Raw genomic sequence first — 20,785 nt, forward strand, 5'->3', positions numbered from 1 at the left:
CGCGAAGCACGCCTCACACGGCCCCCGCGCCGGTCAGCGAACGGACCTCGGTCTCCGCGTGCTTGGCCTCGTCCGCCGGCTCGGACGAGAGGACCGTGCCGATCCAGCCGGCGAGGAAACCCAGCGGGATGGAGACCACGCCGGGGTTCTGAAGCGGGAAGACATGGAAATCCACTCCGGGAAAGATCGCCTCGGGGCTGCCGGAGACCACGGGTGAGAGCGCCACCAGCACGATCGCCGGAACCAGTCCTCCGTACACGGACCAGACCGCGCCACGGGTGGTGAACTTCCGCCAGAACAGCGAGTACAGCAGCACGGGCAGATTGGCGGAGGCCGCGACCGCGAAGGCGAGACCCACCAGGAAGGCGACGTTCAGATCCTGGGCCAGCAGGCTGAGCGCGATGGCCACGGCACCGATCCCGGCCGCGGCCACCCGGGCCACGGCCACCTCGCTCCGCTGCCTGGCGTGCTTTCGTCTGAGCGAGGCGTACAGATCATGGGCGACGGAAGCGGAGGAGGCGAGCGTGATGCCCGCGACAACGGCCAGGATGGTGGCGAAGGCGATCGCCGCGACCACCGCGAAGAGGACGGTTCCGCCGGTTGATCCCGCTCCGCCGCCGAGATCGAGGGCGAGCAGCGGCACCGCGGTGTTCCCGGCGGCGTTCGAGGCCCGTACGGCGTCGGAACCGACCAGTGCGGCCGCGCCGAAACCGAGCACGATCGTCATCAGATAGAAACCGCCGATGAGTCCGATGGACCAGACGACCGACCGGCGGGCGGCGCGCGCGGTGGGCACGGTGTAGAAGCGGGACAGGATGTGCGGCAGTCCGGCCGTGCCCAGCACCAGCGCCAGGCCCAGGCTGATGAAGTCGAAGCGCGCGGTCCAGTCTCCGCCGTACTTCAGGCCGGGTGAGAGGAACTCCGCTCCGTGACCACTGTGTGCGACGGCGGTGTTCAGCAGATCGTTGACATCGCCCTGGAAGCGGACCAGGACAAGGACGGTCAGCGTGATCGCGCCGGCCATCAGCAGGACGGCCTTGACGATCTGGATCCAGGTGGTGGCACGCATCCCGCCGAGCGAGACATAGACGACCATCAGCGCGCCCACTCCGATCACGGTCCAGGTGCGCGCCGCTTCGCTCGTGCCGCCGAGCAGCAGCGCGACCAGGCTTCCCGCTCCGACCATCTGCGCCACCAGATAGAGCACGGACACGGCGACCGAGGAGGTGCCCGCCGCGATCCTCACCGGCCGCTCCCTCATCCGGGCGGCGACCACATCGGCCAGGGTGAACCGGCCGCAGTTACGGACGAGTTCGGCGATCAGGAACAGAACCACGAGCCAGGCGACCAGAAAACCCACCGAGTAGAGCATGCCGTCGTAACCGAAGAGAGCGATCAGGCCCGAGATCCCGAGGAAGGACGCGGCGGACATGTAGTCACCGGCGATGGCGAAGCCGTTCTCCATGGGCGAGAAGAGCCTGCCGCCCGCGTAGAACTCCTCCGCGGAGCCATGACGTTTGCGGCCCGCCCAGGTGGTGATCCCCAGGGTCAGCACGACGAACGCGCTGAACAGCAGCAGCGCCAGGGTCTGGTGGTCGCCGCTCACCGGTCGATCCCTCGCGTCATCTCCTGGGTGTCCCACCGCAGTTCGAGGGCCGCGTGGTCCCGGCGCAGCCGGGCGTGGCGCGCGTACGCCCAGGCCAGCAGGAAGGTGGAGAGGAACTGGCCGAGCCCGGCCGCCATCGCCACATTCACCGCGCCGGCCACCGGCCGGGCCATCAGCTCCGGTGCCGTGGTCGCCGCCACGACATAGGCGAGATACCAGACGAAGAAGGCGATCGAGGCCGGGACGACGAACCTCCGATAGCGGCGTCGCACCTCCTGGAAGGCGGCGCCGCGCTGTACCTCCACATAGATGTCGGCGGCGCTGTGGCCACGCCCGGGGGCCACTGTCCCGTCCGGCGCGGCCGGCGTCGCGGGCGTGACCGTACCGTCCAGCTCGCCCCAGCCGTCGTCCAGCGCGTCGTACCACGGGTCGTCGAGCCGCACCGCTGCGGCATCACGCCCTTCGTGCTTCTCCACCGGTCAGCTCTCCTTGTCAGCGAACCTTTTCGGCCGCGACCCAAGGATTGGGCAGAGCGGGAAGATCCCGTTCCCTCTCTGCTCCGACTTCACCCCATCAGGTGATAGTTGTCCCGGGTGGTGCGATAAGTCCCCGCTGATAGGCGTATCGCACCGCCTGCGCGCGGTCGCGTACACCGGTCTTGGCGAAGAGATTGTTGATGTGCGTCTTGACCGTGGCCGCGCCAATGTGGAGGCGTCCCGCGATCTCCTTGTTGGAGAGTCCCTCGGCGACCAGGGTCAGCACCTCGGCCTCGCGGGCCGTGAGCCCGTCCGGCAGCTCCGCCGGCGGCGGTGCGGCGGGCGGGGCTGTGACCCGTTCAAGAAGCCTGCGCTGCACGGCGGGTGCCAGCCCGGCCTCTCCGGCCAGTACGTCCTCGACGGCCCGGACGATCTCCTCGCCGCGGGCGTCCTTGGTGAGATAGCCCCGGGCGCCCGCCCGCAGCGCGGCGAACAGCGAGTCGTCGTCGGCGTATGTCGTGAGCACCACGACCTGGGTCTCCGGATGATCGGCGCGGATCCGGCGGGTGGCCTCGACGCCGTCGCAGCGCGGCATGCGCAGATCCATCAGGACGACGTCGGGCGCGAACTCGGCGACGAGGGCGACGGCCTCCTCGCCGTCCTTCGCCGCGCCGACGACCTCGATGCCAGGCAGCAGCCCGAGCAGCATGACGATGCCCTCCCGCACCACGGCCTGGTCGTCGGCCACGATCACCCTGGCCGTCACGCGGGCACTCGCAGACGCACAGTGAAACCCTTCTCGTCGGGGCTTTCAGGGCCGGCCTCCAGGGTGCCGCCCAGCAGCTCGGCGCGCTCCCGCATCCCCAGCAGACCGTACCCGGAGCCGGACGTCCCGAGCCCGGCCGGGCCCGGCCCGCTGCCGCCGGAGTCGCGTATGTCCAGGGCCACCTCGCCGGTGCCGTACGTGAGCCGGATCCACACGCGGGCGCCGGGCGCGTGCTTGCGTACATTGGTCAGCGCCTCCTGCACCACCCGGCGCACCGTCTGCGAGGCCTCCGCCGGCAGCGGCCGCGGCTCGCCGGCGACCTCGACCTCCGCGGCGTCCACCGTGGCCAGCTCGCGGAGATACTCCCCGAGAGGTGCCATCTCTCCGCGCAGCGCGGAGAGCGCCTGGCGGGTCTCGGCGAGTCCCTCGCTCGCCATGGAACGCGCGGCGACGACCCGTTCCAGGATCTGGTCGCGGAACGGGCCGTGCGGTTCCCGCTCGATCCGCAGCCGCGCCGCCTCCAGATGCACAAGCTGTGCGGAGAGGCTGTGCGCCAGGACGTCATGGATGTCGCGGGCGATCCTGGCGCGCTCCGCGAGAGCGGCGGACTCGGCCTCGGCGGCCCGGGCGGCCCGCTCCTGGGCCAGCAGCCGCTGGGCGTTCCCGCGTGCCTCGGCGTCCAGCCGCAGCACATATCCGCCGAGGACCAGGCCTCCGGTGGTGATCGACGTGGTCAGCCAGGTACCGCTGTCGACCAGCGTGTAGCCGGCCAGGGCGGCGAGCGTGGCGGGCAGGGCCGCCGCGAGCGGCAGCCGCTCCATACCGGCGATGGCACAGCCGCACCACAGCACGACCGCCGGGACCGCGAATCCCGCCTGCTGCACCGCGACGGCTCCGCCCATGAGCAGCAACAGCAGCCCCACCGACGGCCAGAGATCGTGCCGCAGGGTGGTGCGGTAGAAGGCCCAGACACAGGCGGCGACGGCGAACACTCCGGCGACGGCCGCGACGGCCACCCAGCCGTACACATGACGCTGGCTGAAAGTCGACCACAGCAGGGCGCCCAGGACGAGCGCGCGAATGGACCGGGCCGGCCAGCGCCGGGCGCCGCTACGGCCCTCTCGGGAGAGTGCCTCCCGGGAGGGCCAGTTCGTCCAGGCGTCGGGCGTCACACACGGTCCTTCCAGGCCAGGGCTGCGTCGCCGGCGGACGACGGCCGGTCCGCACGGACCCGCCACCCCAGCATGCCTCCGCGCACCAGCACGGAGGCCGCCAGCGCCAGCAGCAGCGCTCCGGTGCCCTGGTGCACGCCGGCCAGCGCGCCGATGCCCATGAGCGCGGCGCGGGCGGCGAGTCCGCCGATCCAGACCGCCGCGGTCGCCTTGGTGCCTCTGGCCCACACCGAGCCGTCCTCGGCCGTCCAGATACGGCTGGTCCGGGCCCAGCCCGCGCCCAGCAGCAGCCCCACCGCCAGCTCCGCGCCGAGCAGCAGGACCGACACGGTGCGCTCATGCGCGTCAAGGAGCCCGGGCTCGCGCAGGGCGAGGAACACCAGCACGGCCGGCACGACCAGCAGGCCCCGGCCCTCGACGGTGATCCGCTGTGGCCGGAACTGGCGCACGACGACGAGCGCGACCACTCCGGCGATCAGAAGGACGTCGATGAACGAGGACATGCGGGCCTCCGGAGACGAAGAAGTGCAACGACTTCGACGCTATGGAGAAACCCCTGGCCGGGGCATCGGCGCTGAGGTTGACCGCGGGTGGAGCCGCGGTCTCCGCCCAGGGGTGGAGACGCCTGTCCGTACGGGCCTCAGGCGTCGATGCGCGAGCGGTCCAGGGTCGCCGCCGAGCTGGTGATGAACTCCTTGCGGGGCGCGACCTCGTTGCCCATCAGCAGATCGAAGATCTGCTCGGACGACTCAAGGTCTCCGATGTTGATCCGCCGCAACGTGCGGTGGCGCGGGTCCATCGTGGTCTCCGCGAGCTGGTCCGCGTCCATCTCACCGAGACCCTTGTAGCGCTGGATGGAGTCCTTGATCCGGACGTTCTTGCGCTGGAACTGCAACAGCGTCTGCCGCAGCTCGCCGTCCGAGTACGTGTAGACGTATTTGTCCTGGCCCTTCTTGGGCTGGACCAGCTCGATCCGGTGCAGCGGCGGCACGGCGGCGAAGACCCGGCCCGCCTCCACCATCGGCCGCATGTAGCGCTGGAAGAGCGTGAGCAGCAGACAGCGGATGTGGGCGCCGTCGACATCGGCGTCGACCAGGAGCACGATCTTGCCGTAGCGGGCGGCGTCGATGTCGAAGGTCCGGCCCGAGCCCGCCCCTATGACCTGGATGATCGCTCCGCACTCGGCGTTCTTGAGCATGTCCGAGACGGACGATTTCTGGACGTTGAGGATCTTGCCGCGGATCGGCAGCAGCGCCTGGAACTCGCTGTTGCGGGCGAGCTTGGCCGTACCGAGCGCGGAGTCACCCTCCACGATGAACAGCTCGCTGCGCTCCACGTCGTCACTGCGGCAGTCGGCGAGCTTGGCCGGCAGCGAGGAGGACTCCAGCGCCGTCTTCCTGCGCTGTGCCTCCTTGTGCTGACGGGCGGCGATACGCGTGCGGGCGGCAGCGACGGCCTTCTCCAGGACGGCACGGGCCTGCGCCTTCGCGTCGCGCTTCGTCGACGTCAGGAACTCCTTGAGCTCCTTGGCGATGACATTGGCGACGATGCGGTTGGCCGCGGACGTACCGAGGACCTCCTTGGTCTGACCCTCGAACTGCGGCTCGGCGAGCCGCACCGTGACCACGGCCGTGAGGCCCTCCAGAGCGTCGTCCTTGACGACGTCGTCCTCGGCGACGCGCAGCATCTTGGCCGAGCGCAGCACCTCGTTGACCGTCTTGGTCAGGGAACGTTCGAATCCGCTCACATGGGTGCCGCCCTTGGGGGTGGCGATGATGTTCACGAACGACTTGACCGTGGTGTCGTATCCGGTGCCCCAGCGCATCGCGACATCGACGCCCAGCTCCCGCGTGACCTCGGTGGGGGTCATATGACCGCGCTCGTCCAGGACGGGCACGGTCTCCTTGAAGCTGCCCTGGCCGGTCAGCCGCAGCACGTCACAGACGGCCTTGTCCTGCGCCAGATACTCGCAGAACTCGCTGATGCCGCCGTCGAAACGGAACGTCTCCTCGACCGTGCCGTTGCCCTCGCTCTCGCCGGCGCCCCGCTCGTCCCTGACGACGATCGTCAGTCCGGGGACGAGGAAGGCGGTCTGGCGGGCGCGCTGGTGAAGCGTCTCCAGGGAGAGCTTGGCGTCCTTGAGGAAGATCTGCCGGTCGGCCCAGTAGCGCACGCGGGTGCCGGTGCGGGTCCTGGGCACCCGCTTGCCCTTGAGCAGACCGTTCGCCGGGTCGAAGGGCGCGTCCGGGCCCTGCTCCGTGAAAATACCGGGGACGCCGCGCCGGAAGCTGATCGAGTGGGTGGAGCTGTTGCGGTCGACCTCGACGTCCAGCCGGGCGGAGAGGGCGTTGACGACGGAGGCACCGACGCCGTGCAGACCGCCCGACGCGGCGTAGGAGCCGCCGCCGAACTTGCCGCCCGCGTGCAGCTTGGTCATCACGACCTCGACGCCGGACAGGCCGGTCTTGGGCTCGACGTCGACGGGGATGCCGCGGCCGTTGTCCTTGACCTCGACCGAGCCGTCCTCGTGGAGGATCACCTCGATGTGGTCGCAGTAGCCGCCGAGGGCCTCGTCGACGGAGTTGTCGATGATCTCCCAGAGGCAGTGCATCAGGCCGCGGCTGTCGGTCGAGCCGATGTACATACCGGGGCGCTTGCGGACCGCTTCGAGCCCCTCAAGGACGAGCAGGTGCCGCGCGGTGTAGTTGGAGCCGTCACGGTCTGCAGCCAGCAGCGCAGTGGACGGCACGGACGTCTCGGCGGTCACGCGGTTCGCTCCTCGCTGAATTTGAGATGGGGCCCCGTGGGGTAAGGGCCCGGCGTCTGTCACCGGTCAGAGGGTACAGAGGCCAGGTAGAGCCGTTGTCACGCCACCCACACGAATCCTCATGCTAGTCCAAGGTCGTATAGGTGTTCGATCCCTCGCCGGAGTGAAGCACACATCACGTTCCCTTCCAGGCATGAACCATTTAGGCTCCGGGCACGTCCTCATCTACAACCGGCAAGCCGGCCGGGAGGGCGCACCCCCCTGACAAGCACTGTCAAGCAACGCGAAACCCGTAGCGCGGAGCCCAAGCGAAGCAATACGGCCCATTCGCCGCCAACCGCCAGCAGCCGACCGACCACGGAAAGAAGTTTCGAGGAATTGCCGTAAGCGGGAACGTTTCCGGCCTGGTTGGATGTTGACCCTGGTACGACAGCTCGTCGAGCTAGAGAAGAGGCGACGTGACTACTGTTCTGACCCCCGCGAGCCCGCTGACGGCGGCTGACCGCTGTGACCGCTGCGGCGCCCAGGCATATCTGCGCGTCGTCCTGTCCAGCGGTGGTGAACTGCTCTTCTGCGCCCACCACGGACGTAAGTTCGAGCCGGAACTCAAGAAGATCGCCGCGGAAATACAGGATGAGACCGACCGGCTGACGGCTGCGCAGGCCGCCGGCGGTGAAGAGGATCACTGACGCCTCACATCCACGACGAGCAAAGGGCCGGCCAGGCCCTGCCTGACACATCCCGCCCGGCTCGCGACGCCTGGCACGGGCGCTCGCCACTCCGTTCGGAGTCAACCTCGTACATCCAGTACGAGGCTGAACTTCCGGTCTGACGGCAGCGCGCACCGGATGTCATGAGTCCCGCCCTCCGGGGCGAACGGGGTCATGTGTCGGACAGGACCTGGAACCGGTCGACGGGCGGCCGAACCTGCTCAGCAGGGTCGGCCGCCCGTTCTCGTCATCGCGCGGCGCCCGCACCGATCGCTTCGGCGACCGGCCGTACCGCCGTGGTGACGCGGGTGTAGACGCCCGGGCTGTCCGCCCGGCCACAGCCACTGCCCCAGGAGACGAGCCCGATAAGCCGTCCCTGGGCCACCAGCGGTCCCCCGCTGTCGCCCTGGCACGCGTCATGGCCGCCGCCGGGATCTCCCGCACAGAGCATCGTGGAGGGCTCGTAGCGGCCTCCTGAGTCCCCCGGGTATGCCCGCTGGCAGTCGGTGTCCGGCAACACCCTCACGGGCGCTGCGCGCAGCGTGGAGGCGTAGGCGCCACCGCCTGTGGTGTCGCCCCAGCCATAGACCGCCGCCGCGGTGCCTGGCGCGGAGGCGCGATCACCCGGTTTCGCGGGCCGGATCGCATACGACTTGGGCAGCGCGCTGGACAGCGTCAGCACGGCGAGGTCCGACGCGTTGGTGTCCGGGTTGTACGCCGGGTCGACGCGGACCGTCCGCACCGCGGCCTCCCGGCCGCCGCGGCCGAGCAGCCCTTCACGGCCGGCGATCACCCGCAGATCCCGCACCTCGGCCGGCGAGACCCCGAGGACCTCCCGGCTCACGCAGTGGGCCGCCGTCAGCACTTTCGTCGGTGCCACCACCACGCCTCCGCAGAATTGTCCCGCCCGCGCACCGCCGAAGCGGTCACGGCTGGACAGGGCGACGACCCAGGGATTGTCCGCGGCCCGTACCGGCTGACCTCCGACGACCACACTGTCCGCGGCGGCGGAGACGGGCGAGGCGAGCGTCGGCGCGGCCCCTGCCGTGATCACGGCCATTCCTCCCGTCAGCGCTCGGGCAAGGGAACGACGCATACAGGCTCCTGACTCTCCGGTTAACTCTGTTCTACCCAGAGTCATCCAACCGGCCGAGTCTCGCACCCCGCGCACAGCGCGAGGGCCCGGATTCCCGAAGGAATCCGGGCCCTCGCGCCGATGTGCTTCCGTGCGCCCCCGGGGCTGTCAGTCGAGGTAGTCGCGCAGCACCTGCGAGCGCGACGGATGACGCAGCTTCGACATTGTCTTCGACTCGATCTGACGAATGCGCTCCCGCGTCACGCCGTACACCTTGCCGATCTCGTCCAGCGTCTTGGGCTGGCCGTCGGTGAGGCCGAAGCGCATGGAGACCACGCCGGCCTCACGCTCGGAGAGCGTGTCGAGCACCGAGTGCAGTTGCTCCTGAAGGAGCGTGAAGCTCACGGCGTCGGCCGGGACGACGGCCTCGGAGTCCTCGATGAGGTCTCCGAACTCGCTGTCACCGTCCTCACCCAGCGGAGTGTGCAGCGAGATCGGCTCCCGGCCGTACTTCTGGACCTCGATGACCTTTTCAGGGGTCATGTCGAGCTCCTTGGCCAGCTCCTCCGGGGTCGGCTCGCGGCCCAGGTCCTGGAGCATCTGGCGCTGCACCCGCGCGAGCTTGTTGATGACCTCGACCATGTGCACCGGGATACGGATGGTGCGGGCCTGGTCGGCCATGGCGCGGGTGATCGCCTGGCGGATCCACCAGGTGGCGTACGTGGAGAACTTGTAGCCCTTGGTGTAGTCGAACTTCTCGACCGCGCGGATCAGACCGAGGTTGCCCTCCTGGATCAGGTCCAGGAAGAGCATGCCGCGGCCGGTGTAACGCTTGGCCAGCGAGACCACGAGCCGGAGGTTGGCCTCCAGCAGGTGGTTCTTGGCGCGGCGGCCGTCCTCGGCGATGATCTCCAGTTCGCGCTTGAGCTTCGGCGCGAGCTTGTCGGAGTTGGCCAGCTTGTCCTCGGCGAAGAGACCGGCCTCGATGCGCTTGGCGAGTTCGACCTCCTGCTCCGCGTTGAGGAGCGGGACCTTGCCGATCTGCTTCAGATAGTCCTTGACCGGGTCGGCGGTGGCACCGGCGACGGCGACCTGCTGGGCCGGCGCGTCGTCCTCGTCGTCGTCGGAGAGTACGAAGCCCTTGTTCTCGCCCTCGGTCTCCTCCTCCTCGCCCTTGCCGGCCTGGACCTCATCAGCGAGCTCTTCGCCGTCGACTGTCTCGTCGGCGTCCTTCTTGCCGGTGGCCTTCTTGGCCGTTGTCTTCTTGGCCGCGGTCTTCTTGACCGTCGCCTTCTTGGCCACGGTCTTCTTCGCGGCCGCTTTTCTGGCGATGGCGCCTGGCTCGTCGGCCGCGGCGTCCACGGCCTCCGACATCGGAGCGGCACTGGCGGCCGCGACGGTCTTCGTCGTGGTCGTCTTGGCCGCGACGGTCTTGGTGGCGGTGCGCTTGACCGGGCTCTTCGCTGCGACGCTCTTGCGGGCGCGCTTCGGCGACTCCGCGGCACTGACCATCAGCGTCACACCCTCTTCCTCGAGGATCTGATTGAGGCTGCGCAGAACATTCTTCCACTGGGTTGGCGGAATCTGGTCAGCCTCGAAGGCCCGACGCACGTCATCGCCGGCGATCTGCCCATCAGCCTTTCCCCGCTCGATGAGCGCCATCACAGACTCGGACTCGGCGATCTCCGGCGGGAGCGTACGGGATGTGCTGGCCGACACGAACAACCTCTCGGAACGATGGAAACGGCTTCCGGCCCCGCCCATGATCGGGCCGGAGCCGACGACCGCCGGCTGGGGATGTTGCCGACGACGCGGGCTTGAGCCTCAGAGGTGAATACAGCGCCATGCGCGGCGGTCGTATTCCCTCTTCGACTGTCACCTCTTAGGTCATCGCACTGTGTCGAGGAGTGTTACGCCCAATCCACGTGGCCCGAGTCACACCCCATTTACGACATAAGGACCAGAAGGGGGATTAGCTCCCCGCAACCGTGTCGCCGGACCTCCTGGGCCCGACGACACACGATGCGCACATCCCCGCACACCTCTGGCCCGGGGCCGCGCTCAGTGCTCGCGCGGTGCTGGAACGACACGCTCCACTTCCGGGTGAACGGTGAGCAGTTGACGCATGGCCGATTCCGCGGCGTGCGCGTCACCGGCGGCGAGCGCCTCGACGATCCGCCCGTGATGGGCGAGCGAGGTCTCGGTGGGACGGTCGCATCCGGTGACCGGACCGCCGGAGACCTGGAGGGCCGCGGAGACGATTCCCGAAAGGTGCTCCAGCATGCGGTTGCCCGCGAGCTGGATCAGCAGGGAGTGGAACTCCGCGTCCGCTCGGGCGAAGGTGATCGAGTCACTCTGAGTGAGGGCGTGACCCATGATCTCCATCATGTCGGAGAGCCGCTGCTGGACGTCCGCCCGGCCGTGGCCGGCCGCCAGGCGCGCGGCGAGAGGCTCGATCGTCCAGCGCAGCTCGCTCAGCTCACGACGCTGGTCGTCACGCTGGGGTCCGAACGCCCGCCATTCGATGATGTCGGGGTCCAGCAGATTCCAGTCACTCACCGGCCGGACGCGGGTTCCGACATTGGGGCGGGCGCTCACAAGACCCTTGGCCTCAAGAACGCGCAGCGACTCCCGCACCACCGTGCGGGAGACCTCGAAACGCTGGCCGATCTCCTCCGGCACGAGCGGCCGGTCGGCGCCGAGATCGCCGGAGACGATCATCTGGCCGAGTTGTTGGACGAGTTGGCCGTGCAGCCCGCGGCCACGGCTGCTCGTCGAACGCCGTCCCACCCGGCCCAAGTCGGTGTCGGCGCTGTCCCAGACGGGGGCGCCCGCGCGGTCGGCGGCGCCGGGCGCCTCCGCGAAGGGGTAGCGGTCGAGTTCACCCGGACCGGCGAGGCCGGATTCGGCGGAGCGGGCGGCGGTCATCATGGTGTGCGCAAGGGTACTCACGCATCCTTTGTCGGCGTTGATTCCACGACCCTTGAGGTCTTTGGTGAAAAGCACACGAAAGGGTGATCGGCGCCCGCCTCTCGATTGACGCCTTATCGGAAAGAAGCGGACGTTATCAGGGGAGTTGTGAGCAGGAAGCTACGCTCCGGTCGTTCCCCGGTCACCAACGGGCCCTACGGCGAAGGCCGGTGAGCAGATACGCGCAGAGCAGGGCCGACAGTGACAACGTCAGCGCGGCGGCGACCGGCTGGGCGACGAGCCGGACCATGGCCATCAGCCAGCGGTCGGCCTCGCGGGGCCACGCCACCCACGCCAGCTCACGCAGTCTGGCCGGGAGTCCGACGATCGAACGCGTGGACGGGCCGCCGAACGCCTTCTGGACCAGGGGGCCCACCAGAGTCGGTACGGCGATGACCACGGCCACTCCGGCGGCCGTGAGCCGGAAGACTCCCGCCGCCAGCAGCCCCGCCCAGCCGCAGCCCACCGCGAGCCCGGCCCAACCGGCGCTCAGAGCAAGCCAGTTGGACGGTACGGACACGGCATCGGCGCCGTACACGAGGCGCAGGGCCTCATAGTCGGCGACCACCACGAGGAACGCGAGCAGCAGTCCGGCAACCGCCGTCACGGCGAGTTTCGCCAGGAGCAGACCGAGCCGGCGCGGGACGGTGCCCAGCGCTCCGGCGAGCGCGGGATAACGGAACTCGTCGCCGAAGGAGAACGCGCCGATGAGCCCCGCGCCGAGGGCGGTGGGCGGGAGGGGGAGGAATCCGGGCCAGCCCGCGAGCAGGCCGGGAACCGATGTCCTGCCGGTGCGGGCAAGGGGCACGGCGAGGGCCAGGGACACGACGAGGACGGCTGCCGCGATCAGAGGTGTGAGGCGGACTCCGAGCATGCGGCGGAGTTCATAACGCACCGGTCTGAGCGGGCTGCGGACCGGCTGCGCCAGCAGCGGCGGCGGAAGCTGTTCGGTGTCGGGCGCCGCGGGTTCGCGCACCGCCGGACCGGCCTGCCTCGGCTCCGCCGCAAGGCCCGGAGCGGGTCCGGGCACGGGGCCCGCGTCTCCGATCTCGTCGGCGAGCTGATGCACCAGGACGCCATGCCGGAAAGCGGTCTCGCCGACCTCGGGACAGCTACTTCCGTAGACGCTGAGTCTGCTGCCCGCCTCGGAGACGACTTCGACGGAGCGCCGGTCGGCGCGGGCCTCGCGGCTCAGCGCTTCGGCCAGGCGAGCGGTGTGCGGTGTCCTGACGGCGACCCGGGGACGGAGCCTCGTGCGAGCGAAGGAGACGGCGTCCTGGTCCGCGACGAGGCGGCCCTCGTCGATGGTGACTACACGATCGGCGGTGCGCGCGGCCTCCTTGGGGTCACTGGTCGTGTACAGGACGGTGCCACCCTGGGCGGCGTGGGCCCGCAACAGGCCGAACAGCCAGCCACTCTCGCGCGGCGAGAGGCCCCTGGACGGCGCGTCGAGCAGGAGAGTGTGCGGATCGCCCAACAGTGCCGAGGCGAGCCCGAGTCTGCGGTCCATACCGATCGGGAGAGTGCCGAGGCGTTGCCCGGACAGACCACCGAGACCGACGACTTCGAGGAGTTCGTCGGCGCGCGAGGCGGGAACACCGGCCGCGGCGCAGAGCATCCGGAGCTGGCCGCGCGCGGTGCGTGCCGGGTGGCCCGGCACATCTCCGAGAAGTACGCCGATCTCGCGGGCGGGATGAGCGATGCGGTGCAGCGGACGGCCGCGGAAGTATGTGATCCCTCGGCCGGATTCGAGTTCGAGCATCAGCCGCAGCGTGGTGGTCTTGCCCGCTCCGGGGGCACCGAGCAGCGCCGTGACCGAGCCCGACCGGGCTTCGAAGGTCAGATCGTCCACGGCGGGCGTGAGGTCTCGACGGGGGGTGCTGGTCAGTCCGATGGCCTGGAGCATCGCTTCTCTCGCGGGGAGGTGAGACCGCTCGGCGGCAGGGCGGGTACCGCAGCAAGATAACGCGACATGTCCGACTTGTGGCGCAGGGTGGCTGACTGGGTGTCTGACGTCGGGACGCGTAGAAACCGGCACCGTCGAAGCCAGGCCCTGCAGGACCTGGGCCCTACAGCTCTCGCAGCCGGGCCTCACGGCTGTTCCCGTGGCCGGACATCGCGCGCCCGGCCCTCACCTCACGCGCCATCAGATGTCACGGCCCATCAGACCTCCGGAGAGGCGGCGCTCTGAGGCGGCGTCAGGCCTCGGGCCGCAGCATCGGCGGGTTGAGGACGGTCGCTCCGCCGGCCCGGAAAAGCTGGGCCGGCCGGCCCCCCTGCCGGGTGGTGGTTCCACCTGACGGCACCAGGAACCCCGGAGTTCCCGTCACCTTGCGGTGGAAGTTACGAGGATCGAGCGCCACGCCCCATACCGCCTCGTACACCCTGCGCAGCTCACCCACGGTGAACTCGGACGGGCAGAAAGCCGTGGCGAGCGAGGAGTACTCGATCTTGGAGCGGGCCCGCTCCACTCCGTCGGCCAAGATCCGCCCGTGATCAAAGGCGAGCTGGGCGGGATGCTCGTCCTCGCGGACGAAACCACCCTCCTGGTTGAGCAGGGTTTCGACGGGGGCCCAGCGCGCGCTGTTGGCGTCACCGCCGGCGCGCGGCGCCGGAAGGTCGGGCGAGAGCGCCAGATGAGCCACGCTGACCACGCGCATCCTGGGGTCCCGTCCGGGAGCTCCATAGGTGGCGAGCTGTTCGAGGTGGGCCGCGTTCCCGGGCGTGGGGAAGGTCGGATCGTGCGCGCAGAGCCCGGTCTCCTCGACGAGCTCACGCGCCGCCGCACCCGCGAGATCCTCGTCGCCTCGCACAAAGCCGCCGGGCAGTGCCCACCGCCCCTGGAACGGCGGCTCCCCGCGCCGTACGACCAGCGCGCAGAGCGCGTGGCCGCGCACGGTGAGCACGACCAGATCGACGGTGACAGCGAAAGGCGGGTAGGCCGACGGGTCGTAGGGCGACATGCCGCGATCATAGTCGTCTGCCTGACGATAAACACTCCTTCCAACATCATCGCTGCCTCCTTCCGCGGCATCTTCGCGATCGCCGCGCTCCGTCCTGCCGCCGTGCCGGGAGCGCACCGCCGGCCGGAGCGCGCGGCGCACGGAGGCGGTCCGCCGGTCAGTACCGCTCGCACGGACCCGCCACCGCCGTCAGCCCACGCGCGAGCGGCCGACGCAGGGCCGTCATCGCCCGCTCCTCGTCCCTCACCGGCCACCGCGGCGGTCACCGCGGCCACGCGGCGCTGCCGCGTCGGGACGCGGCGCCGGGGACGCCGGAGCCTTTCGCGCCGCGGGCGGCCGCACCGGACGGGGCTTGGGCCGCCGGCCCGTCCCGCGCGCGCCGGGACCGGTGCGCGTACCGCGCTCCTCACGCAGACAGCGGCGCAGCGCCTCGGGGTCGAGCCCTTCGTTGCATGCCTGGTGAAGCAGTTGAGCGAAGATGTAGTGAGGGTCGAGGCGTAGGGCGAGCCCGAGGGCGACCCGGGCGCCGGGCTCGTCGCCGGTGGACCAGGCGACCCAGCCGGCCAGGGTCAGCGGAGCGGTCGCATGCTCGGCGTACGGACCGACACAGCGGCGGGACAGCGCTCGCCAGAGCCTCAACGCGGACAGGGCCTCCGGGCCCTCCATCCACTCCGCGGCCCGGTCCCGCGTCTCCCGGTCCTGCAGTCCGAGGATGACGGCCGCCGCCTCGTCATGCGTGATGAGCCGGTCGTCCTCGGTGTCCGCGTCGGCCCGGCCGGCACGCGGTGCCTCGTCGAGTCGCTTCATGAGCCCACGCGCCAGCCGCAGCGTCTCCTCTCCGACCTGTTCGCGGTTTCCCTCGACAAGGATTCTCGGTACGAGGGCGGCGCCGGCCTCGTCCAGCGCCCGTTCCTGTTCCTTGGCGGCCGAGGTCCGCCAGGGCTCCAACCGGGCCTCCATCTCCTTCAGCGAGCCCCGCACCCGGACCCCGGCGTAGGCGGCGGCCGCGGCCATCACCGAGGTACCGGGCAGAGCCAGCCCGGTACCCTCCGGCGGACAGCAGCGGACATCGGGACAGCAGTAGGACCAGAAGCGGCCCTCGGAGAGACAGAGCGCTTCGTACACGGGCACATCGAGACCTCCGCACGCGGTGCGGAGCCGCTGCGCGAGAGGGCGGAGCCGCTCCATCACCTGTCGGCCCGTCTCACCGGCCGCCGGATCCTGGCAGAGGAAAACGACGATGCCGTCGGGGCGGGAGCCGCGCCGCTCACTCCCCTCGATCAGGCATTCGGCCAGTTGCTCGGCGACCGGTGGCCATTCCCTCGGCGAGCGCGGAATGCCCAGCCTGAGCCTCCCGCCGAAGCGCCCGCGATCACCGTGGAGAGCCACCATGACGACGGAATCAGTAGGATGGAATCCCAGCAAATACGGGACGGCGTCGGCGAGTTCCGCCGGACTGCGCAGGGTGATCTGCTGCGCGTCGGCGGAACCGGTGTGTTCGCGGTGCTTGTTCTCGTGGTGCTTGTTCTCGCGGTGCTTGTTCTCGCGGTGCTTGGTCATGGCACGACCGTCCCGCAGCGAGCCAATTCCCGCGACCCCTGTGGATAAAGTTATCCACAGGCCGCTGTCCGCGTTCGCGCTCTGTCCGAGCCATCGGGTTGCATAGGGCCATGACCAACACAGACCGCGCAGCCCTCCGGACCCGGCCGACTCCGTACTCGCACGCCTCGTCGGTAATGCCACCGGCATTGCCCGGCCGCGCGAGGACCGGTATCGGGCCACCATCCAGAATCCCTAGGCCGTGTCTGACACATAGCGCCGTCCGCCCGGAGGGCGGGGCCCGCGACGTCTGGTGCGTGCGATCCCAAGGCGGAGGATCATCCGTGTACTGGACGTACTCGGATGACTCCGACAACGCGGTGAGCGTGCGTGCCAGGCGTCGCAGGCCAGGCGGGATGTGTCAGACAGGGCCTAGGCCGGTTCGCGTGTCATAGCCGCCTTGCGGCCGCGTCGGCCGCGTCCACGACTCCCTGAGGCACACCGATCGGGCGGCGTTGCCGCCTTGCGTCGGGTGTGACATGTTGAAGCGGAGTCCGGTCAAGTGGCTCCCGGACGAGGTGTGCCGTACCCGGTGTGCGACAAGACGGCCCGTAGGAGGGCTGTCATGTCGTGGTTGATTCTTGCCGTCTCGGGCGTTCTGGAAGCTGTGTGGGCCACCGCACTGGGCAGATCCGAAGGCTTCAGTCGCCTTGTCCCGTCCCTGGTCTTTGTCACCGCGCTGGCCGCGAGCATGGCTGGGCTGGCTTACGCGATCCGTGACCTGCCGGTCGGTACCGCGTACGCGGTATGGGTGGGCATCGGCGCGGTGCTCACCATCCTGTACGCGATGTCCACCGGACAGGAATCAGTGACCGCGCTCAAGGTCTTGTTCTTGACACTGATCGTCGGAAGCGTGATCGGGCTCAAGCTCGCCCACTGAGGCCCCGCCCTTGTGCTGGGCCGTGTCTTCAAAAGATCTCGATTGGATGGATCGCCATTGGGTGATTCGCCGTCATGAACTGTTCGATGCAAAGAGGGAGTTCATCCGGCCACCGCTGCCCGAGTCCCAGCCCGCTCAGATGTCCCGCACGACCGCCGACGGCCTGAGCCGGCGATCCGCCCTGACGCATCGGCCGCAGGCGATTGACACGTCTCACGGCACAACCCCTGCCCCCGGTGCGGTGTCTAACGGGGTGCTCGGAAAGAACACCTACCCCGCACACACCTCCAAGCTCACCGGCCCGCGCCGACACGACGGCCGCCGCTTCACCAGCGAGGGACGTCAGCGGCGTTTCCGCGCCGGTCTGACCATCCCTCTCCGCTGACCAGCACACCACCCCGATCCCGCTTCCGCGAAGGGTTGCTTCCGCATGCGCGCTTACAGGACCAGAACCAGGATCATCGCCGCCACCGCCACGCTCAGCCTCGCACTCGGTGGGACCTTATTCGCGGCACCCACCGCCCAGGCGGCCACAACGGTGGCCTCCGTCGTCCACGAAAACAGTGAGCTCTGGTACAAGGGCGCCGCCGGACAGACGAACAACCTCACGGTCTCCACGGAGTTCGAGGAGAGAGGCCCGTGGGAGTACTACTACGTCATCACCTTCCGCGATCAGGGTGACATCACCATCGATCCGAGCGTGGCGACCACCGATGAGTGCGCGTACCCCTCCGAGACCGACCACACCGTCGTCCAGTGCGCGACCGAGGTGCCCCTGGGCTCCGACGACTCGGACAACTACGACGTCGACCTCGGTGACGGCGACGACACCGCGACGGTCAACGCCGACAGCAGCGCCTACTCCTCGATCCACGGCGGTCCCGGCGACGATGTCCTCCAGGGCTCAGCGGCGGATGTGCTCTACGGCGACGACGGCAACGACCGCCTCGACGGCGGCGGCGGTGTCTGGAGCGTCGGCCCCTACGGCGGCCCCGGCGACGACACCATCACCGACTGCGCGACCGACTGCTGGGGCGGTGCCGGCAACGACTCCCTGACCGGAGGCACCGACCCCACCGACAATCATTTGTACGGCGACGACGGCAACGATGTCATCCATGGCTTGTCCGACGCCGACTTCATCTACGGTGGCCTGGGCCACGACACCCTCTACGGCGACGAGGGCAACGACACGATCTATGGCGACAGCGGCAACGACACGCTGTACGGCGGCCAGGGCACGGACACGCTCTCGGGCGGCCCGGGCATCGACAAGGTCTACCAGGACTGACGGACCCCGCTCGCCTGTGGCGGGGACCCGCTCACACTCCGCGCCACCGGGACATGAGGGCAGGGCCTCCTGAACAGCTCGGGGTGGATTCGCCAACAGCATTCCGATCGCGTGAGCTCAGCGGGGCACCCGCACGTCGACCAGAGGCCGCGCAAACCCATGTCCGGACGACGGGAAGGCCCAGCCCTTCGGGAACCTCCGAAGAGGAGCTGGGCCTTCCTCGCCGCCGTTTTCTCCCGGCACTGGCCGACGCGCGTCACGCGAACATCGCAACCGGCACGTCGCTGCGAATACGCCTCCCGCGACTTCAGTCACGTCAGCGGGCACCAGCACGAAACGTGTCAGCCTGCCGCGGCGAGGGTCAACGGAAGAACCTGTTCGGTGCCTGCCTGGCGGAGCAGGCGGGCGGCGACTGCGAGCGTCCAGCCGGAGTCGGTGTAGTCGTCCACGAGCAGGACGGGTCCGGGAGAGTTGGCCAGCGCACCAGCCAGCTCCTCAGGGACGGTGAAGGCACCGGACAGCGCCCTGACGCGTTGGGCGGAGTTGCTGCGGCGTACGGCGTGTGCGCCGCCCGGCCCGGTGTACGCGAGGGTGCCCAGAAAAGGGAGGCGGCCGATGGTCGCGATTCCCTGGGCGAGAGAGCCGACCAGTTGTGGGCGGGCCACGGACGGTACGGCGACGACTCCGACCGGCCGGGCGGAGGCGTCCGGGACATGCGTCGCCCAGCCGCCCGGAGAGCGCGCCCAATCGGCGAGGACCGCCACCGCCGCGCGCAGGACGTCGTCGGGCACCGGCCCGTCAGGCGCGTTCTCAGCCAGCAGCGGGCGCAGCCGGTTGCCCCAGCCGATGTCGGAGAGCCGCCCCAGGGCACGTCCGGTGGAACACTGCTCTCGGGCCGGGATACGCCCCTTGAGGTCGATGCCCAGCGCGGGCATCCCCGTCGGCCACATCCGGCGCGGCTCGACCTCCGTCCCCGGGCGATCCAGTTCCTTCGTCGCCCCGGTCAATGTCTCCGCCGAGACAGCGGGATCGGCCCAGGTTCCCGCGCAGTTGTCGCAGCGGCCGCACGGAGCCGCACCCTCGTCGTCAAGCTGCCGGCGCAGGAACTCCATCCGGCACTGGGACGTGCTCACGTAATCGCGCATGGCCTGCTGCTCGGCCGCCCGCTGGCGCGCCACCCACGCATAGCGCTCAGCCTCGTACACCCACTCGGCGCCCGTGGCCGTCCAGCCGCCCTTCACCCGCTTGACCGCGCCGTCGACATCCAGCACCTTCAGCATCGACTCCAGCCGGCTGCGCCGAAGATCCACCGCCGCTTCCAGGGCCGGCACGGACAGCGGCCGTCCCGCGTCGGCGAGGGCCGAGAGGGTCTGCCGGACCTGCGTCTCGGGCGGGAAGGCGGTATCCGCGAAGTAGCGCCAGATGGCCTCGTCCTCCTTGCCCGGCAGCAGCAGTACATCGGCGTGGGCCACACCGCGTCCCGCACGCCCCACCTGCTGGTAGTAGGCGATCGGCGAGGACGGCGAGCCCAGGTGCACCACGAAACCCAGGTCCGGCTTGTCGAAGCCCATGCCCAGCGCCGAGGTCGCGACCAGCGCCTTGACCCGGTTCTCCTGCAGATCCACCTCGGCCTGCAGCCGGTCGGCGTTCTCCGTGCGCCCCGTGTAGGAGGCCACCCGGAAGCCGCGCTGCCGCAGAAAGGCGGTGGCCTCCTCGGCCGCGGCCACCGTCAGCGTGTAGATGATTCCGGAGCCCTGCAGCTCGTCCAGATGCTCGGCGAGCCAGGCCAGGCGGTGCGCGGCGTCCGGCAGCTCGACCACACCCAGCCGCAGGCTCTCCCTCTCCAGCGGGCCGCGCAGCACCAGGGCCTCGCCTGCACCGGTACCCAACTGCTCGGCCACATCCGCGGTGACCCGCGCGTTGGCGGTCGCGGTGGTGGCCAGCACCGGCACACCGGGGGCAAGCTCGGCGAGCATCGCCCGCAACCGGCGGTAGTCGGGCCGGAAGTCATGTCCCCAGTCGGAAATACAGTGCGCCTCGTCGACCACCAGCAGACCGGTCGTGGCCGCGAGCTTCGGCAGCACCTGATCACGGAAATCCACAGAATTGAGGCGTTCCGGACTTACGAGGAGTACGTCGGTCTCGCCGCGCTCGACCTCCTCGTAGATGGTGTCCCACTCCTCCGGATTGGCGGAGTTGATCGTGCGCGCCCGGATACCGGCCCGCGCCGCCGACTCGACCTGGTTGCGCATCAGCGCCAGCAGCGGCGAGACGATCACCGTAGGGCCGGAGCCACGTCGACGCAGCAGAGCGGTGGCGACGAAGTACACCGCCGACTTGCCCCAGCCGGTGCGCTGCACCACCAGTGCACGCCGGCGCTCCTCCACCAGAGCCGCCACCGCCTGCCACTGGTCCTCCCGCAGCCGCGCCGTACCCACCGGGGCACCGACGAGCTCAGCGAGGATGGCGTCGGCTTCAGTGCGGAGCTCCAGGTTGTCCATGCCCCCATG

The 20,785-nt window shown here is 69.8% G+C and carries 16 protein-coding genes and 1 riboswitch; of the genes, 3 read left to right on the forward strand and 13 right to left on the reverse strand.

The window, feature by feature from the left end:
* Window positions 1-13: 13 nt before the first annotated feature.
* From PV679_RS15180 to PV679_RS15205, 6 genes are all read right to left on the reverse strand, one after another.
* Window positions 14-1,606 (reverse strand): cation acetate symporter, encoded by a 1,593-nt coding sequence (locus PV679_RS15180; RefSeq protein ID WP_319680747.1) that lies wholly within the window; start codon window positions 1,604-1,606, stop codon window positions 14-16.
* Window positions 1,603-2,082, reverse strand: coding sequence for a DUF485 domain-containing protein (locus tag PV679_RS15185; RefSeq protein ID WP_319680748.1), 480 nt, complete (start codon window positions 2,080-2,082; stop codon window positions 1,603-1,605). Before PV679_RS15185 ends, PV679_RS15180 begins: the two co-directional genes overlap by 4 nt.
* A 97-nt stretch (window positions 2,083-2,179) precedes the next feature.
* On the reverse strand, window positions 2,180-2,848 hold the full coding sequence (locus tag PV679_RS15190) for a response regulator transcription factor (RefSeq protein ID WP_319680749.1): 669 nt from the start codon (window positions 2,846-2,848) through the stop codon (window positions 2,180-2,182).
* A complete protein-coding gene (locus PV679_RS15195) occupies window positions 2,845-4,020 on the reverse strand; it encodes a sensor histidine kinase (RefSeq protein ID WP_319680750.1) in 1,176 nt (391 codons plus the stop codon). Before PV679_RS15195 ends, PV679_RS15190 begins: the two co-directional genes overlap by 4 nt.
* Window positions 4,017-4,523 carry a CcdC protein domain-containing protein gene (locus tag PV679_RS15200; RefSeq protein WP_319680751.1) on the reverse strand — a complete coding sequence of 169 codons (507 nt, stop codon included), beginning with the start codon at window positions 4,521-4,523 and terminating at the stop codon, window positions 4,017-4,019. The genes PV679_RS15195 and PV679_RS15200 overlap by 4 nt, the downstream gene beginning before the upstream one ends.
* A gap of 137 nt (window positions 4,524-4,660) precedes the next feature.
* Window positions 4,661-6,787, reverse strand: coding sequence for a DNA topoisomerase IV subunit B (locus tag PV679_RS15205; protein WP_319680752.1), 2,127 nt, complete (start codon window positions 6,785-6,787; stop codon window positions 4,661-4,663).
* Window positions 6,788-7,245: 458 nt separating this feature from the next.
* Between PV679_RS15205 and PV679_RS15210 the strand changes: the two genes are divergently transcribed.
* The gene (locus PV679_RS15210) at window positions 7,246-7,476 is read left to right on the forward strand and encodes a hypothetical protein (protein WP_319680753.1); all 231 of its coding nucleotides are present in this window, start codon (window positions 7,246-7,248) and stop codon (window positions 7,474-7,476) included.
* A 268-nt stretch (window positions 7,477-7,744) separates the two neighbouring features.
* On the opposite strand, the gene PV679_RS15215 is transcribed toward PV679_RS15210, so the two are convergent.
* From PV679_RS15215 to PV679_RS15240, 6 genes are all read right to left on the reverse strand, one after another.
* Complete coding sequence (locus PV679_RS15215; RefSeq protein ID WP_319680754.1) at window positions 7,745-8,593, reverse strand: serine protease; 849 nt, start codon at window positions 8,591-8,593, stop codon at window positions 7,745-7,747.
* 147 nt (window positions 8,594-8,740) lie between these two features.
* Window positions 8,741-10,291 carry an RNA polymerase sigma factor gene (locus PV679_RS15220; protein ID WP_319680755.1) on the reverse strand — a complete coding sequence of 517 codons (1,551 nt, stop codon included), beginning with the start codon at window positions 10,289-10,291 and terminating at the stop codon, window positions 8,741-8,743.
* Window positions 10,292-10,633: 342 nt separating this feature from the next.
* Complete coding sequence (locus PV679_RS15225; protein ID WP_319680756.1) at window positions 10,634-11,524, reverse strand: FadR/GntR family transcriptional regulator; 891 nt, start codon at window positions 11,522-11,524, stop codon at window positions 10,634-10,636.
* Window positions 11,525-11,684: 160 nt separating this feature from the next.
* On the reverse strand, window positions 11,685-13,448 hold the full coding sequence (locus PV679_RS15230; protein ID WP_319680757.1) for an ATP-binding cassette domain-containing protein: 1,764 nt from the start codon (window positions 13,446-13,448) through the stop codon (window positions 11,685-11,687).
* 292 nt (window positions 13,449-13,740) lie between these two features.
* Window positions 13,741-14,505 carry an NUDIX hydrolase gene (locus PV679_RS15235; protein ID WP_319680758.1) on the reverse strand — a complete coding sequence of 255 codons (765 nt, stop codon included), beginning with the start codon at window positions 14,503-14,505 and terminating at the stop codon, window positions 13,741-13,743.
* Window positions 14,506-14,748: 243 nt separating this feature from the next.
* The gene (locus tag PV679_RS15240; protein WP_319680759.1) at window positions 14,749-16,065 is read right to left on the reverse strand and encodes a DUF4192 domain-containing protein; all 1,317 of its coding nucleotides are present in this window, start codon (window positions 16,063-16,065) and stop codon (window positions 14,749-14,751) included.
* 526 nt (window positions 16,066-16,591) lie between these two features.
* Window positions 16,592-16,658, forward strand: a riboswitch (guanidine-III (ykkC-III) riboswitch).
* Window positions 16,659-16,669: 11 nt separating this feature from the next.
* Here PV679_RS15240 and PV679_RS15245 point away from each other — a divergent pair.
* A complete protein-coding gene (locus PV679_RS15245) occupies window positions 16,670-16,984 on the forward strand; it encodes a DMT family transporter (RefSeq protein WP_319680760.1) in 315 nt (104 codons plus the stop codon).
* 430 nt (window positions 16,985-17,414) lie between these two features.
* Complete coding sequence (locus tag PV679_RS15250) at window positions 17,415-18,275, forward strand: calcium-binding protein (protein WP_319680761.1); 861 nt, start codon at window positions 17,415-17,417, stop codon at window positions 18,273-18,275.
* Window positions 18,276-18,616: 341 nt separating this feature from the next.
* On the opposite strand, the gene PV679_RS15255 is transcribed toward PV679_RS15250, so the two are convergent.
* Window positions 18,617-20,776 (reverse strand): RecQ family ATP-dependent DNA helicase, encoded by a 2,160-nt coding sequence (locus PV679_RS15255; protein WP_319680762.1) that lies wholly within the window; start codon window positions 20,774-20,776, stop codon window positions 18,617-18,619.
* Between the last annotated feature and the right edge of the window lie 9 nt (window positions 20,777-20,785).

It is taken from the genome of Streptomyces sp. AK02-01A, assembly GCF_033795305.1.
In the GTDB taxonomy this organism is placed as follows: domain Bacteria; phylum Actinomycetota; class Actinomycetes; order Streptomycetales; family Streptomycetaceae; genus Streptomyces.